Here is a 15,854-nt window from a genome sequence, read left to right as displayed (position 1 = left end):
CACCGAGCCTAGGCGAGGTGCCGAGTGGTGGGGCAAGAGCCCTTTGGTTACTTTGGGGCTTTTCCAAAGTGACCCGCTGTAAGAGCGGAACCATAAGCCGCCGTGACCTAAATAACGGATATGTACACGGTCACCCCCCCCAGGCCAACCCCGACTACCGGCTCTTGTCAGAAATCTCCCGCAAGAGTACAAATGTACTCCATGACAACCCTAACCCCCCGCCGCACCGCCATCCTGACCTTCATCCGCGACCGCATCGCGCAACAAGGCCAATCCCCCAGCCTCGCCGAGATCGCCGAGGCATTCGGCTTCGCCTCCCGCAGCGTCGCCCGCAAACACGTTGTGGCCCTGACCGAAGCCGGCTTCATCGAAGTCAACCCCAACCAGGCCCGTGGCATTCGCCTGCTCAACCCGCCAGCGCGGCCCGAATGGCTGGACGTCCCGGTCCTGGGCCGTGTCGCCGCCGGCTTGCCCATCGGCGCCGATGCCGAAGTCCACAGCCGCCTGCAACTCGACCCGGCCACTTTCGCGAAAACCCCGGACTATCTGTTGCGGGTGCAGGGCGACTCAATGATCGAAGACGGCATCCTCGACGGCGATTTGGTGGGCGTGCGCCGCAGTGCCGAAGCCGTGAACGGGCAGATTGTGGTGGCGCGCCTGGACGGTGAAGTCACCATCAAGCGTTTCGAACGCAATGGCGACAGCGTGCGGCTGCTGCCGCGCAACCCCGCGTATCAACCCATCGTGGTCGGGCCCGATCAGGACCTGGCCATCGAAGGCGTGTTCTGCGGCCTGGTGAGGCAAGGCTGATGGGCGCCGTCGTTGCCCTGGACGCGCTGTTCAATGGCGGGCGTGTGTGGAAGGGCCGGCCCGCCGCGCCACCGGCCAGTGTCCACCCCACGGGGCTGGCGGCGCTGGATGCGGTGCTGCCCACGGGCGGCTGGCCGGAGTCGGCCCTCAGCGAAATCCTCATGGCCAAGGACGGCGTGGGCGAACTGCAACTGGTGTTGCCGACCCTGGCGCGTTTGTCAGCGGCGGGGGAGCGCATAGTGCTGGTGGCGCCGCCCTACACGCCGTACCCCCACGCCTGGCAGAACGCCGGGGTGGATTTGCGTCAGCTCGCGGTGGTCCGGGCCGAGGAGCGGGATGCGTTGTGGGCGGTCGAGCAGTGCCTGCGTTCGGGCAGTTGCGGTGCGGTGTTGTGCTGGCCGCGCAAGGCCGATGATCGTGCCTTGCGGCGCTTGCAGGTGGCGGCGGAAACCGGGCAGACCCTGGCGTTTGCCTGGCGCGCCCTGAGTGACGCGCTCAACGCCTCGCCGGCCGCTCTGCGCCTGGCGGTCGACGCCCGGCCCGCGCAAGTGCGGGTGCTCAAGTGCCGGGGCGGGCTGGCCCACCCGGCGCCGATTGCGCTGGCCGGGCACTGAGGTTGGCATGCGCTGGGTGTGTATTGTCTTCCCGCAATTGGCGCTGGACGCGGTGCAGCGTATGCATCCGACGCCGCACGAGCCGCTGGCGCTGCTGGCCGGCACGCCGCAGCGGCGCGTCCTGCAAACCGTCAACGCGGCCGCGCATGCCTTGGGCCTGCGCCCCGGTCAATCGCTGACGGCGGCGCATGCGCTGGTCAAAACCTTTGCCTGCGCCGAATACGACCCCGTGGAGATCGAACGCTGGCAGCAGTTTCTGGCGGCCTGGGCCTACCAGTTCAGTTCCCAGGTCAGCGTGTTTTACCCGCGCGCCTTGCTGTTTGAGATCGAGTCGAGCCTGGGCCTGTTCGGGCCCTGGCCGCGCTTCGAGGCCCGCCTGCGCAAAGAGCTGAGCGAGCTGGGCTTTCGTCATCGCATCGTCGCCGCACCCAACCCGGCGGCGGCGCGGGTGCTGGCGAACCGCTACGATGGCCTGGCCGTGGCCGATGATCACGCGTTGATGCAGGCCTTGGCGCCACTGCCCATCGACCGCGCCGGCCTGGACCCGCAGGCGGCCATCGCTTTGTCGCGGATGGGCTTGCGCAGCCTGGCCCAGGTGCAGGCGTTGCCCCGGCACACCCTGGCGCGGCGCTTCGATGCGGCGTTGCTCAAGCATCTGGATGCCCTGAGCGGGCAGCGGCCGTTGGCGCTGGGCTTCTATCAGCCGCCGGACCGCTTCGATGTACGCATCGAGCTGAACTACGACGTGCAATCCCACCAGGCCCTGTTATTCCCGCTGCGCCGCCTGACCGGCGACCTGTCCGCCTTCCTCTGTGGCCGCGACAGTGGCGTCCAGCGTTTCGCCCTGCACCTGGAACACGCCCAGGCCCCCGACAGCGTGATCCCGGTCGGCCTGCTCAGCGCCGAGCGTGAAGCGCCGATGCTGTTCGAACTGGCCCGCGGACGCCTGGAGCAGGTGCAAGTGACGTCACCCGTGCGCGGTGTTCGCCTGGTGGCCCAGGACCTGCCGGTGTTCGTGCCGCAACGCCAGGACCTGTTCGACGACCGCCCGCAACAGACCCTGCCCTGGGCGCAGCTGCGCGAACGCCTGCGCGCCCGGCTTGGCGATGAGGCGGTACACGGCCTGCGCTTTCACGCCGACCACCGCCCCGAATGTGCCTGGCAAGCGGCGACCGATAAAAACCCGTGCCCCACTTTGAACAACGTGCAACGCCCCGGCTGGCTGCTCGCCGAGCCGACCTTGTTGGCCGAGGCGGGCGTGCAGATCCTGAAGGGCCCGGAGCGCATCGAATCGGGCTGGTGGGATGGCGCCGATATCCGCCGCGACTATTACCTGATCCAGACCCGCGCCGGCCAGCAAGGCTGGGCCTACCGCACCGTGGGGCAATGCGACGGGTTGTGGCTGCAAGGCTGGTTCGCATGAGTTACGCCGAGCTGCATTGCCTGTCCAACTTCAGCTTCCAGCGCGGCGCCTCCACGGCGCTGGAGTTGTTCGAGCGGGCCAAGCGCGAGGGCTACAGCGCCCTGGCGATCACTGACGAATGCACCCTGGCCGGCATCGTGCGCGCCTGGCAGGCGGCGAAAGCGGTGGGTTTGCCGCTGATCATCGGCAGTGAGATGCGCGTCGAAAACGGCCCGAAACTGCTACTGCTGGTGGAAGACCTCAGCGGCTACCAGCACCTGTGCCGCTTGATCACCCTGGCCCGACGACGGGCGGAGAAGGGCCGTTATCGCCTGCTGCCAGAAGACTTCGACCAACCGCTGCCCGGCCTGTTGGCGCTCTGGATTGCCGAAGACAGCGACACCCAGGCCTCGATCCAATGGCTGCGCCGTACCTTCGCCGAGCGCCTGTGGCTGGCGGTGCACCTGCATTGCGGGCAGGACGATGCGCGTCACCTGGAGCAACGCCTGGCCCTGGCCGCCAGCCTGCAGCTCCCGGCGGTGGCCTGCGGCGATGTGCATATGCATGCCCGCGGCCGCCGCGCCCTGCAAGACACCATGACCGCCATCCGCCATCACGTACCGGTGGCCGAAGCCGGCACGCGCCTGCATCCCAATGGCGAGCGGCATCTGCGCAGCCTGCCGGCGTTACAGGCGTTGTATCCGCCGTCGTTGCTCGACGAAACCCTGGCCATCGCGCGCCGTTGCACCTTCGACCTTAGCCAACTGCGCTACCACTATCCGCGTGAGCTGGTGCCCGCCGGCCATGACGCCCGATCCTGGCTGCGCGCCGTCACCGAAGAAGGCATCGCCCGGCGCTGGCCGCAAGGGGTCGACGCCAAGACCCGGCAGCAGATCGACCGCGAGTTGGAACTGATCAGCGAGCTGGGCTATGAAAGCTATTTCCTCACGGTGCATGACATCGTGCGCTTTGCCCGCAGCCGTTCGATCCTGTGTCAGGGGCGGGGTTCGGCGGCCAACTCGGCGGTGTGTTTCGCCTTGGGCATCACCGAGATCAACCCGAGCCTGATGAACATGCTGTTCGAGCGCTTCCTGTCCCGGGAGCGTAACGAGCCGCCGGACATCGACGTCGACTTCGAGCACGAACGCCGCGAAGAGGTGCTGCAATACGTATTCCAGCGCTACGGCCGCACCCGCGCAGCACTGACGGCGGTGGTCAGCAGCTACCACGGTGCCGGCGCGGTGCGCGATGTGGCCAAGGCCCTGGGGTTGCCGCCGGACCAGGTCAATGCCCTGGCCGAGTGCTGCGGGCGCTGGAGTGACCAAGCGCCACCCCTGGAACGCCTGCGTGAAGGCGGTTTCGACCCCGACAGCCCGGTGCTGCGCCGCATACTCGCGCTGACCCAGCAACTGATCGGCTTCCCCCGGCACCTGTCCCAGCACCCCGGCGGCTTCGTGATTTCCGAACACCCGCTGGACACCCTGGTGCCGGTGGAAAATGCGGCGATGGCCGAGCGCACCATCATCCAGTGGGACAAGGACGACCTCGACGCCGTCGGCCTGCTCAAGGTGGATATCCTCGCCCTGGGCATGCTCAGCGCGATCCGCCGCTGTTTCGACCTGCTGCGTCGCCACCGTGGCCACGACCTGTGCCTGGCGACGATCCCCAAGGAAGACCCGGCCACCTACGCAATGATCAGCAAGGCCGACACCCTCGGCGTGTTCCAGATCGAGTCGCGGGCGCAGATGTCGATGTTGCCCAGGCTCAAGCCGCAGACCTTTTACGACCTGGTGATTGAAGTCGCCATCGTGCGCCCGGGGCCGATCCAGGGCGGCATGGTGCATCCGTACCTGCGGCGGCGGAACAAAGAGGAGCCCACCACCTATCCGTCGCCGCAGCTTGAAGCGGTGCTCGAACGCACCCTCGGCGTGCCGTTGTTCCAGGAACAGGTGATGCAGATCGCCATGGTCGCCGCCGATTACAGCCCTGGCGAAGCTGATCAGTTGCGCCGTTCCATGGCGGCCTGGAAGCGTCACGGCGGCCTTGAGCCGCACCAGCAACGCTTGCGCACCGGCATGCTCAAAAACGGCTACAGCGAAGCCTTCGCCGCGCAGATCTTCGAGCAGATCAAGGGTTTTGGCAGCTATGGCTTTCCGGAATCCCACGCTGCCAGTTTTGCCTTGTTGACTTACGCCAGTTGCTGGCTCAAATGCCATGAACCGGCGGCCTTCGCCTGTGCGTTGATCAACAGTTGGCCCATGGGGTTCTACAGCCCGGACCAGATCCTGCAGGACGCGCGGCGCCATCGTTTGCAGATCCGCCCGGTGGACGTGCAGGCCAGTGACTGGGATTGCAGCCTGGAACCCATCAGCGGCGCGCAACCGGCGATTCGCCTGGGGTTGCGCATGATCGCGGGGTTTCGCGAAGAGGATGGGCGACGGATCGAAGCGGCGCGCGAGCACCGTGCATTCAGTGACATTGCCGACCTCGACCGACGCGCCGGGCTGGATCCCCGCGCCCAAGCCTTGCTGGCGGATGCCGGAGCCTTGCGGGCGTTGGCCGGCAACCGGCACACGGCGCGCTGGGAAGTGGCGGGGGTACACAAACAACTCGGGCTGTTCGCCGGCCTGCCCAGCCCCGACGAAGCGCGGGTGGAGTTGCCGACACCCACGGTGGGCGAAGACCTGCAGGCCGATTACGCCACGCTCGGCACCACCCTGGGCCCGCATCCATTGGCGTTGTTGCGCGATGAATTGCGCAAACGGCGCTGCCGCAGTTCCCGTGAGCTGATGGCGGTGGAGCATGGCCGCACTGTCAGCGTCGCCGGCCTGGTGACCGGTCGCCAGCGCCCCGGCACCGCCAGCGGTGTGACCTTTGTCACCTTGGAGGATGAATTCGGCAACCTGAATGTGGTGGTCTGGCGTGACCTGGCAGAACGTCAGCGCCAGGCCCTGGTCGGCTCGCGCCTGCTCAAGGTGGACGGGCGCTGGGAGGCGGTGGGCGAGGTGCGGCACCTGATCGCCGGGCGCCTCACCGACCTGTCGCCGCTGCTGCAAGGCATCGCTGTGCGCAGCCGGGATTTTCACTGAGCGCAGTTGCCCTGGCCTGCGTGGATAAGCTATATGCAATGAAACGAATGATTGTCGGCAGGCTCCTATTTTCTATGCGTGGTGCTGTACCACCAACCCACGCTTCTCTTCGCCAAGAGCCAACCGATGCATTTTTTAGCCAATTCCGCACCTGCTGAGCCCCGATATTCATCTGCTGAGCAAGCCCTATAACCCCGAAACCCAGACGCATCGGGTGCGCCGCGTGCTTGCCGCGCCACAAGGTTGACCATGACTTCATCGCGCAACATCCCTCAGATCACTGCCCAACAGCTTGGGTTCGTCCGGGTTCGCGGCGCTCGCGAACATAACCTGCGTAACGTCGATGTGGATATCCCGCGGGATGCCCTGGTGGTGTTTACCGGCGTGTCGGGTTCCGGCAAGTCGTCCCTGGCTTTTTCCACGGTGTATGCCGAGGCCCAGCGGCGCTATTTCGAATCGGTGGCGCCCTATGCGCGACGCCTGATCGATCAGGTCGGCGTGCCCGATGTGGACTCCATCGAAGGCCTGCCGCCTGCCGTGGCCCTGCAACAACAGCGCGGCACGCCGAGTGCGCGTTCGTCGGTGGGCAGTGTCACGACGTTGTCCAGCCTGATCCGCATGCTCTATTCGCGCGCCGGCAGTTATCCGCCGGGGCAGGCGATGCTGTATGCCGAGGATTTTTCGCCGAACCTGCCCCAGGGCGCCTGCCCGCAATGCCACGGCCTGGGCCGCGTGTATGAGGTGACCGAGGCGCTGATGGTGCCCGATCCCTCGCTGACCATCCGCCAGCGTGCGGTCGCGTCCTGGCCCTTGGCGTGGCAAGGCCAGAACCTGCGCGACATCCTGGTGACCCTGGGCTATGACGTCGACATCCCGTGGCGTGATTTGCCGAAAAAGCAGCGCGACTGGATCCTGTTCACCGAAGAAACCCCGACCGTGCCGGTGTACGCCGGTTTCACCCCGGAGCAGACCTGCGAGGCGCTGAAACGCAAGCTGGAGCCGAGCTACCAGGGCACGTTCAGCGGCGCGCGGCGCTATATCCTGCACACCTTCAGCCACACCCAAAGTGCGCTGATGAAAAAGCGTGTCGCGCAGTTCATGCAGGGCAGCGCCTGCCCGTTGTGTGACGGCAAACGGCTGACCCGGGCGGCGTTGTCGGTGAAGTTTGCCGGGGTGGACATCGGCGAACTCTCGCAACTGTCGCTGACTCAATTGGCCGAGCTGCTGCGGCCGGTGGCGGCGGGGCAGGACACGATGAAACTGTCGCTGGAAAAGCGCCTGGCTGCCCAGCGCATCGCCGAGGATCTGCTCGAGCGGGTCAGCACCCTGACCGAGCTGGGGCTGGGCTATCTGTCCCTGGAGCGCAGCACGCCGACCTTGTCGTCCGGCGAGTTGCAGCGCTTGCGCCTGGCTACGCAACTGGGCTCGCAGTTGTTCGGCGTGATCTATGTGTTGGATGAGCCGTCGGCGGGGCTGCACCCGGCCGATGGCGAAGCGCTGTTCACTGCGCTGGCGCGTTTGAAAGCCGCCGGCAATTCGTTGTTTGTGGTGGAACACGACCTGGAAACCATGCGCCGCGCCGACTGGCTGATCGACGTCGGCCCGGCGGCCGGTGAACACGGCGGGCAAGTGCTGTACAGCGGACCTCCGGCGGGTTTGGCGCAGGTTGAAGCGTCGCAGACCCGTGAGTACCTGTTTGCCGAACGGCGCCCGGCCAATCCCCGGCGCCGCGAACCGACCGGCTGGCTGAGCCTGGAGGGCGTGACACGTAATAATCTCAAGGATTTGAGTGTCGATTTCCCGCTGGGTTGCTTCACTGCGGTGACCGGTATTTCCGGCTCGGGCAAATCCAGCCTGGTCAGCCAGGCGCTGTTGGAATTGGTGGGCAGCGGCCTCGGCCGCGTGCCGGAAAGCGACGACGAACCGAGCCTGGAAGACGATGCCCCGCCCACCAGCGGCGGGTGCATCAGCGCCGGGCTGGAACGGATTCACCGGCTGGTGCAGGTGGACCAGAAACCCATCGGCCGCACCCCGCGCTCCAACCTGGCGACCTACACCGGGCTGTTCGACAACGTGCGCAAACTGTTCGCTGCCACAGCGGCCGCGAAGCAGCGTGATTACGATGCGGGGCAGTTTTCTTTCAATGTCGCCAAGGGCCGCTGCGCGAATTGCGAGGGCGAAGGGTTCGTCAGCGTTGAGTTGCTGTTCATGCCCAGCGTGTACGCGCCGTGCCCGACCTGCCACGGGGCGCGCTACAACCCCGAGACCCTGGCGATCCAATGGCAAGGTTTGAACATTGCCCAAGTGCTCGGTTTGACCGTCGAGCAGGCGGTGGCGGTGTTCGCCGAGCAGCCGGGGGTGCTGCGGTCGTTGCTGGTGCTGCGCGACATCGGCCTGGGCTATCTGCGCCTCGGCCAACCGGCGACGGAACTGTCCGGGGGCGAAGCACAGCGCATCAAACTGGCCACCGAACTGCAACGCAATGCCCGGGGCGCCACCTTGTATGTGCTGGACGAGCCGACGACCGGCCTGCACCCACGGGATGTGGACCGCTTGCTCCGCCAGCTGAACCATCTGGTCGACGCCGGGCATACGGTGGTTGTGGTGGAGCATGAAATGCGCGTGGTGGCCCAGAGTGACTGGGTGATCGATATCGGGCCGGGCGCTGGGGACCTGGGCGGCAAGGTGGTTGCCAGCGGCACGCCGCGACAGGTGGCGAAGAGCAAGAAAAGCCGCACTGCGCCGTTTCTCGCCCGGGAGCTGGTCTGACCATCAATGGGGCGCACTTCAGTGGTTCGGGTACTCATGCAGTGACTGATGCACCGCTATCGGGGGCAAGCCCCCTCCCACATTGACCGCATTCCCTTGGTTGATCGGCGGGGTTAGTGGCATTTGCTCATGCTCGGGTGCCGGCGGTGAGCCCCACTCTCCCATGTGGGAGGGGGCTTGCCCCCGATAGCGGTGTGTCAGTCACCGTTGTGATCAATGTTCCTGCCGTTGGATCTGTTGCTTGGCCAGCTTCACCACATTCTCCACGGTAAACCCGAACTTCTCCTGCAACTTGGCCAGGGGCGCCGATGCGCCAAAGCTGTTCATCACCACTTTGGCGCCGGTCTGTCCGACATAGCGGTCCCAGCCCAACGGACCGGCCTGTTCCACCACCACCCGCGCGGTCACCGCTGGCGGCAGTACGCTGTCGCGGTAGGCGGTGGGCTGCTCTTCGAACAGCTCCCAGCTGGGCATCGAGACCACCTGCGCGGCAATGCCTTCGCCTTTGAGCTGTTCATACGCCGCCACCGCCAGGCTGACTTCGCTGCCGGTTGCCAGCAGGATGACCTCGGGGTGTGCGGCGCCGGCCAGCACATAGGCTCCCTGGGCGGCACCGGACGCGGCTGCGTACTGCGTGCGGTCCAGAGTCGGCAGCGGTTGGCGCGACAACACCATGCAGCTCGGCCGGTGGGTCTGGGCCAGGGCGACCTTCCACAGTTCCAGGGTTTCATTCGCGTCGCCGGGACGCAGGGTCAGCAACCCCGGCGTGGCGCGCAGTTGGCTCAGGTGTTCGATCGGCTGGTGTGTCGGGCCGTCTTCGCCGACGCCGATCGAGTCATGGGTAAACACGAACACCACCGGCAATTCCATGATTGCCGCGAGGCGGACCGGCGGCTTCATGTAGTCGCTGAACACCAGGAACGTCGAGGTGTACGGGCGCAGGTAGGACAGCGCCATGCCATTGGCGATCGCCCCCATGGCATGTTCACGGATGCCGAAGTGCAGGTTGCGTCCGCTGTAGTCGTCGGCACTGAAACGTCCGGCGCCGTCGAAGGTCAGGTTGGTTTTGGTCGACGGCGACAAATCCGCCGAGCCGCCCAGCAGCCAGGGAATCTGCCGGGCGAAGGCATTCAGCACCGCGCCGCCGGCGGCACGGCTGGCCACGCCTTTGGCGTCGGAGTCGAAGCTGGGCAGTTCAGCTTGCCATTGCTCGGGCATGTTCCCGGCGCGCATGCGTTGCAGTTCGTCGGCCAGTTGCGGGTCGAGGGACGCCAGGGTTTGCTGCCACTGTCGGTACGACGGCTCGGCGCGCGCGTGCAATGCATCACGCAACACCGTGCGCGCCTCCTCGGGCACCAGGAAGCTGGCGTCTTCCGGCCAGCCATACGCGGCCTTGGTCAGGCGGATCTCCGCCTCGCCCAGCGGCTCGCCATGGGCGGCGGCGGTGTTGTGTTTGTGCGGCGAGCCGTAGCCGATCACGCTGTCGACCACGATCAGGGTCGGCGCACCGGTATTGCGCTGGAAGGTCTGCAGCGCCGTGCTCAGAGCGTGCAGGTCGTTGGCATCGGTCACGTGCAAGGTGTGCCAGCCATAGGCCTGGAAGCGCTGGATCACGTCCTCGCTGAAGGCCAGTTCGGTGTGGCCTTCGATGCTGATGGTGTTGTTGTCATAGATCCAACACAGGTTGTCCAACCGCAAATGCCCGGCCAGGGAGGCGGCTTCGCTGCTGATGCCTTCCATCATGTCGCCGTCGCCGCACAGGGTGTAGACGTTGTAGTCGAACAGCACCTGGCCGTCGCGGTTGAAGCGCTCGCCCAGCCAGCGCCCGGCCATGGCCATGCCGACGCTGTTGGCGCACCCCTGGCCGAGGGGGCCGGTGGTGGTTTCTACGCCGGTGGTCATGCGGTACTCGGGGTGGCCTGGGGTCTTGGAACCCATCTGCCGGAACTGCTGGATATCGTCCAGGCTGATCGCCGGCTGCCCCGAGCGCTGGCCCTGGGCATCGATCTCGACCACGCCGGCCAGGTGCAGCAACGAATACAGCAGCATCGATGCATGCCCCACCGACAACACAAAACGGTCGCGGTTGGGCCAGTCGGGATGCTCCGGGTGATAACGCAGGAAGCGACTCCACAACGTATACCCCACCGGCGCCAGGCCCATGGGCGTGCCGGGGTGGCCGGAATTGGCCTTCTGCACGGCATCCATGGCCAGGGTGCGCAGGGTGTTGATGCATTGGGTGTCGACAGCGGTGGCGGCGTGATTCATGAAACCGGTCTCCCTCGGGTAGCGATCTACAGTGGAGGGCAGGGCGCGGCAAAGGTTTGATTCCATCGCCGGTGTAGCGACGAACGGAACTGGTTTGCCCGCAAACATGACAAGACCCCCTGGAATGGGCTAGCTTCAAGGGCGTAATCATTGATCAACTTGCGGAGGTAGGCCATGCCAGTGAAACACGACCTGTATCAGGACTTGGGTTTGAGCAAGGACGAAGTCGATGGACACCGGGCGAAAAATCCGCGTCTGAACGCGCTGTTTGATAAATACAACGCCGTCGACGAACTGGTGGTGAGCGCTGAAAAGGCGGCCGGCAGCGATGAGGAGCTGAAGAAGTTAAAGGAAAAACGCTTGTTGGTTAAAGATGAGATCAAGGGTTTGCTGGAGTAAAGCGCGCGATCCATTCACCCCGCAGGGAGCGCGTCAGTCGCTCCCTTGCACATTTTTTCAGATTTGGCTGAACGACATCCTTCCCGCCGATACTTATGATGCCCGCCGTCCACCCGGCTCTGGGGGATTATAGGGCGCGAGGATTGCGCTGCTGAGCCGGGCGGGCAGTTTGTTTCAGGCCAGTAGCGTGCGAGTGCATTCATCCATCGAGCGTTGTTGCGTCTCGGCATACAGCGCCAACTCATCAAGAGTCTTGCGCCCCAGTGCCTGTTCGAATTCGGCCTGGTTCGAATTGGCTGCGTAGTGACTTTGCGCTGCATCCCCCAGGTTCGACTGGAAAATCCCCGCGGCACTCACCGGCAGAAAATCCTCATACACCAGCGGTTCTACATCGACGTGACCGGCGGCGATCAGCGCGTCCAGCGTGCGCGGTTGGTCGGCTTGGCCGCGTGCCGCGAGGCCTTTGTCGGTGGCGAAGTAGCGGAAGTAGGCCAGGCCTTGTTCGCGCATTTGTGTGTGGTCGTCCGGGAAGGCCTGGAAGTGCTGTTCCATCAAGTGCATGTAATGCGCGGCGTTGGCTTCGTTGGGGAAGGCGCCGAGTGCGTCGCGGGCGGCATTCAGCAGTTGGTCGTACAGCGCGCGGCCTTTGGGTGTGAGGGCGACGCCGCGTTGTTCGATTTCGCCGAAACGTGCGCTGTGGCTGCCTTGGGCGTCGGTGAAGGCGATGGTTTCGTCGAGGGCCTTGAAGCTGGTCTGGCGCAGCAGGATCGGGCAGTGGCGGCGCGGCGGGCCTTCGATCACGGCTTTGGGGGTGATGCCTTTGCCGGGCATGGCGGCCTGGACCTGGTCGATATCCAGGGTGCGCGGGGTCAGGTGGTTGATGTGCGGGCCCTTGAAGGCCACCACGTCGGCGATCAGGCGATGCTGGTCGCTCAGTTGCCGGTACTGCGCAGCGGTGACGGTGGCGGTGTGGTGCCAGCGGAAGGTTTCCAGGGCCTGGCGGATGAATGCCTCGGCGTCGTCAGCGTTGAGGCCGCCATCGCGTTCCGCTTGTTCGATCAGGGCGAGGGCGCCGGGGGTGAAGATCGAACGCTTGGCCAGGGCGGCTTCGGCGAAGGCGCGCAGTTCGGGGTTTTCGATCAGTTCCAGGCGCAGCAACGAGGTGAATACGCGAAACGGGCTGGTTTGCAGCGCGCATTCATGCACGGCGCGAAATGCGGTGGAATGCACCGGCACGCCGGCCGGGGTCAGGTCGTAGTAGCCCACCGGTTGCATGCCCATCACCGCGAACAGGCGGCGGATGGTCGCCAGTTCGGCGGCGGTACCCAGGCGAATGGCGCCGTGGCGTTCCATGTCCAGGCGCTGGATTTCGCCGGTCCGTTGCAGCTGTTGCGCCAGGCTCGGGTCGGCGTCGAGCACGCGGCGGTTGATGTCGGCCACCAGCTCCATCAGCGCGCCGTACAGGGGCACTTCATCGCGGTACATGTCGGACATGGCCTTGGAAAAGCCTTTGCGGATGTCGTCGGGGCTGATAAACGCGGTGCTGGGCATAGAAAAATTCCTGGCTGCGGTAAGAGTAATGAATGCCGTTACCCCCGATTCTGTTGGGCGCCGCAGGCCCGCGCAAACGAAGATTCCTCTGGACTTCATTCTGCAAACGAATGAGTGGGGTAAAACCGTCTTCATGTGCATCCCGCCGGGAATGGGTTCTACACTGGCCTTACGCGATGGCTGAGGGAGGATTGGATGAGCGCCACTATTGTGCAAACCACTGAAGGCCAGCGCCTGGCCGCCGATTCCGCCGAGTGCTGGCGCGAGTGGGGCCCGTACCTGAGCGAACGCCAATGGGGCACGGTGCGCGAGGACTACAGCGCCGACGGCGATGCCTGGCGTTACTTCCCGCACGAACATGCGCGCAGCCGCGCTTACCGCTGGGGCGAGGATGGCCTGGCCGGGTTCAGTGACAAGGCGCAACGCTGGTGCCTGGGCCTGGCGCTGTGGAACGAGCATGACGCGATCATCAAGGAGCGCCTGTTCGGCCTGAACAACGCCGAGGGCAACCACGGTGAGGACGTCAAGGAACTGTACTTTTTCGTCGACGGTGTGCCGAGTCATGCCTACATGCGTATGCTCTACAAATATCCCCACGCGGCGTTTCCCTACGCCGACCTGATCGCCGAAAACGCCCAGCGCGGGCTGGCGGACGCCGAGTACGAAATCCTCGATACCGGCGTGTTCGAAGACAACCGGTATTGCGACGTCAGCGTCGAATACGCCAAGCACCAGCCCGACGATATCTTCATGCGCGTCAGCGTCCACAACCGCTCCGACCAGCCGACACGCCTGCAAGTGCTGCCGCAGGTGTGGGCGCGCAATGATTGGAGCTGGGCCGTCGGCGCGCCGAAACCGCAGTTGCGGCTGGACGGCGAGCGCGTGCTGGCGCGGCATCATGAATTGCCGGACCGCCACCTCAGTGCCTGGGGCCAGGACGGCGTCGAATGGCTGTTCTGCGAAAACGAAAGCAACGCCCCCAAGCTGGACGGGCAACCGGCGCCGGGGCCGTTCAAGGATGGGATCAACGATTACGTGGTGGCGGGGCAGGAAACCGCGATTCGCCGCGACAGCGGCACCAAGGCGGCCGCGCGTTTCATCCTGGAGTTGGCGGGGCTGGAGCGCAAAGTCGTGTATCTGCGTTTTGCGCCCAAGGACGCGCCCGAGGTCAATGCGCGCAAGCTGTTTGAACAGCGCCGCCAGGAAGCCGATGACTTCTACGCCGCGTTGCAGCAGGGCATCGCCGATGCCGACGCGCGCAATGTGCAGCGCCAGGCCCTGGCCGGTTTGCTGTGGTCCAAGCAGCTCTATTACTTCGACGTGAACCAATGGCTCGACGGCGACCCGACCCAACCCGCGCCGCCGCCCGAGCGTTTGCAACGGCGCAATAGCCATTGGCGGCACCTGTCCAACTTCGACATCCTCTCCATGCCCGACACCTGGGAATACCCGTGGTACGCCTCCTGGGACCAGGGCTTTCAGGCGGTGGCCATGGCGCTGATCGATCCGGGGTATGCCAAGCAACAATTGTTGCTGCTGGTGAAGGACCGCTTCATGCACCCCAACGGCCAGTTGCCGGCCTATGAATGGCGCTTCGACGACGCCAACCCGCCGGTGCATGCCTGGGCCTGTTGGCGGGTGTATCAGCAGGACAAGGCGTTGACCGGCGTCGGCGACATGGATTTCCTGGAGCGGATCTTCCACAAGTTGCTGTTGAATTTCTCCTGGTGGGTCAACCGCAAGGATGCCGAAGGGCGCAACCTGTTCCAGGGTGGGTTCCTCGGCCTGGACAATATCGCCTTGTTCGACCGCTCGGCCGCACTGCCGCCGGGCTACCAACTGGATCAGGCCGACGGCACGGCGTGGGTGGCGGCGTATGCGCTGGACCTGATGCGTATCGCGCTGGAACTGGCCAAGCGCAATGTCGTGTACGTCGATATCGCGGTGAAGTTTTTCGAGCACTTCCTGTATATCGCCGGTGCGATCAACCGTGTCGACGACAGCGCCGAGGGCCTGTGGGACGAACAGGACCTGTTCTTCTACGACGTACTGCACCGTCCCGACGGTCAGAACGAACCGGTGCGCCTGCGTTCCATCGTCGGCCTGATGCCGCTGTTCGCCGTGCTGGTACTGGAACAGCGCGAGCATGAGGGCCTCGAAGGCTTGCGTGAGCGGTTGTTGGGCTTCATGCACCACCGGCCGGACCTGGCCAAGCTGGTCTCGCGCTGGAACGAACCGGGGCAGGGCAATCGCCTGTTGCTGGCGTTATTGCGCGGCGAGCGCACCAAGGACTTGCTGCGGCGGATGCTGGATGACGGTGAGTTTCTTTCGGCGTTTGGCGTGCGCTCAATGTCCAAGGCCTTCGCCGAGCAGCCCCTGGCGCTGAAGATGAACGGCGACACGTTGTGCGCGCGCTACCAACCCGGTGAATCCGATTCGCGTCTGTACGGCGGCAATTCCAACTGGCGCGGGCCGTTGTGGATGCCGGTGAATTACATGCTGATCGAATCGTTGCGCGAGTTTCATCGGTACTACGCGGATAACTTCTCGGTGGAGTACCCGACGGGCAGTGGTTATCTGTCGTCCCTGGAGGAAGTCGCCGACAGCCTCAGCCAGCGCCTGAGCCGATTGGTCCTCAGGGATGACAATGGCCTGCGTCCGTCGATGGCCGGGTATGCGCAGTTGGAGGCGGACCCGGCCAGCCGTGATCTGGTGTTGTTCCATGAGTATTTCCATGGGGAGACCGGGCGCGGGTTGGGGGCGTCACACCAGACGGGGTGGAGTGCGTTGGTGGCGTTGCTGTTGCATGTACCCTCCACGCCTTGAATCGGGTAAATTCGCCGCCCCGACTTTTACAGGGATGTAGATCATGGCGAACGCTGCCATCCCCCACCAGATTTGGAGCAGTTCAAGAAAGTCGACGCCGCTGATCGCCGGCCGAGAAACGACAAA

At 65.0% G+C, this 15,854-nt stretch carries 9 protein-coding genes; 7 read left to right on the top strand and 2 right to left on the bottom strand.

What is annotated here, in order from left to right; genetic code table 11:
- The first annotated feature begins 192 nt into the window (after positions 1 to 192).
- From lexA to AC07W0_RS20660, 5 genes are all read left to right on the top strand, one after another.
- Entirely contained in the window at positions 193 to 810 is a 618-nt protein-coding gene (lexA, locus tag AC07W0_RS20680) for a transcriptional repressor LexA (RefSeq protein ID WP_017846678.1), read from the top strand.
- Positions 810 to 1,424 (top strand): translesion DNA synthesis-associated protein ImuA, encoded by a 615-nt coding sequence (gene imuA / locus AC07W0_RS20675; RefSeq protein WP_017846677.1) that lies wholly within the window; start codon positions 810 to 812, stop codon positions 1,422 to 1,424. Before lexA ends, imuA begins: the two co-directional genes overlap by 1 nt.
- Before the next feature lie 7 nt (positions 1,425 to 1,431).
- Positions 1,432 to 2,847 (top strand): Y-family DNA polymerase, encoded by a 1,416-nt coding sequence (locus tag AC07W0_RS20670; protein WP_017846676.1) that lies wholly within the window; start codon positions 1,432 to 1,434, stop codon positions 2,845 to 2,847.
- A complete protein-coding gene (locus tag AC07W0_RS20665; protein ID WP_162231508.1) occupies positions 2,823 to 5,915 on the top strand; it encodes an error-prone DNA polymerase in 3,093 nt (1,030 codons plus the stop codon). The genes AC07W0_RS20670 and AC07W0_RS20665 overlap by 25 nt, the downstream gene beginning before the upstream one ends.
- A 249-nt stretch (positions 5,916 to 6,164) precedes the next feature.
- Positions 6,165 to 8,684, top strand: a complete 2,520-nt coding sequence (locus AC07W0_RS20660) for an excinuclease ABC subunit UvrA (RefSeq protein WP_102618090.1) — start codon at positions 6,165 to 6,167, stop codon at positions 8,682 to 8,684.
- 213 nt (positions 8,685 to 8,897) lie between these two features.
- On the opposite strand, the gene tkt is transcribed toward AC07W0_RS20660, so the two are convergent.
- Positions 8,898 to 10,952 carry a transketolase gene (gene tkt / locus AC07W0_RS20655; protein WP_102618089.1) on the bottom strand — a complete coding sequence of 685 codons (2,055 nt, stop codon included), beginning with the start codon at positions 10,950 to 10,952 and terminating at the stop codon, positions 8,898 to 8,900.
- A 174-nt stretch (positions 10,953 to 11,126) separates the two neighbouring features.
- Here tkt and AC07W0_RS20650 point away from each other — a divergent pair, with 174 nt between their 5' ends.
- Complete coding sequence (locus AC07W0_RS20650; RefSeq protein ID WP_046383097.1) at positions 11,127 to 11,351, top strand: DUF465 domain-containing protein; 225 nt, start codon at positions 11,127 to 11,129, stop codon at positions 11,349 to 11,351.
- Between the two features lie 174 nt (positions 11,352 to 11,525).
- Here AC07W0_RS20650 and hglS read toward each other — a convergent pair whose 3' ends face one another.
- Positions 11,526 to 12,902, bottom strand: coding sequence for a 2-oxoadipate dioxygenase/decarboxylase HglS (hglS, locus tag AC07W0_RS20645; protein ID WP_102618088.1), 1,377 nt, complete (start codon positions 12,900 to 12,902; stop codon positions 11,526 to 11,528).
- Positions 12,903 to 13,097: 195 nt separating this feature from the next.
- Between hglS and AC07W0_RS20640 the strand changes: the two genes are divergently transcribed.
- Positions 13,098 to 15,728 carry an MGH1-like glycoside hydrolase domain-containing protein gene (locus AC07W0_RS20640; protein WP_102618087.1) on the top strand — a complete coding sequence of 877 codons (2,631 nt, stop codon included), beginning with the start codon at positions 13,098 to 13,100 and terminating at the stop codon, positions 15,726 to 15,728.
- Positions 15,729 to 15,854 lie beyond the last annotated feature (126 nt).

Source organism: Pseudomonas sp. GW704-F2 (genome assembly GCF_059423025.1).
The sequence above is the reverse complement of the archived record's forward strand: the minus strand, read 5'-3'. Positions and strand labels throughout refer to the sequence as shown.

Coding starts and splice junctions, on each gene's coding strand:
- lexA (WP_017846678.1), top strand. CDS start 193: ATGTACTCCATGACAACCCTAACCCCCCGCCGCACCGCCATCCTGACC.
- imuA (WP_017846677.1), top strand. CDS start 810: ATGGGCGCCGTCGTTGCCCTGGACGCGCTGTTCAATGGCGGGCGTGTG.
- AC07W0_RS20660 (WP_102618090.1), top strand. CDS start 6,165: ATGACTTCATCGCGCAACATCCCTCAGATCACTGCCCAACAGCTTGGG.
- AC07W0_RS20640 (WP_102618087.1), top strand. CDS start 13,098: ATGAGCGCCACTATTGTGCAAACCACTGAAGGCCAGCGCCTGGCCGCC.
- AC07W0_RS20650 (WP_046383097.1), top strand. CDS start 11,127: ATGCCAGTGAAACACGACCTGTATCAGGACTTGGGTTTGAGCAAGGAC.
- AC07W0_RS20670 (WP_017846676.1), top strand. CDS start 1,432: ATGCGCTGGGTGTGTATTGTCTTCCCGCAATTGGCGCTGGACGCGGTG.
- hglS (WP_102618088.1), bottom strand. CDS start 12,902: ATGCCCAGCACCGCGTTTATCAGCCCCGACGACATCCGCAAAGGCTTT.
- tkt (WP_102618089.1), bottom strand. CDS start 10,952: ATGAATCACGCCGCCACCGCTGTCGACACCCAATGCATCAACACCCTG.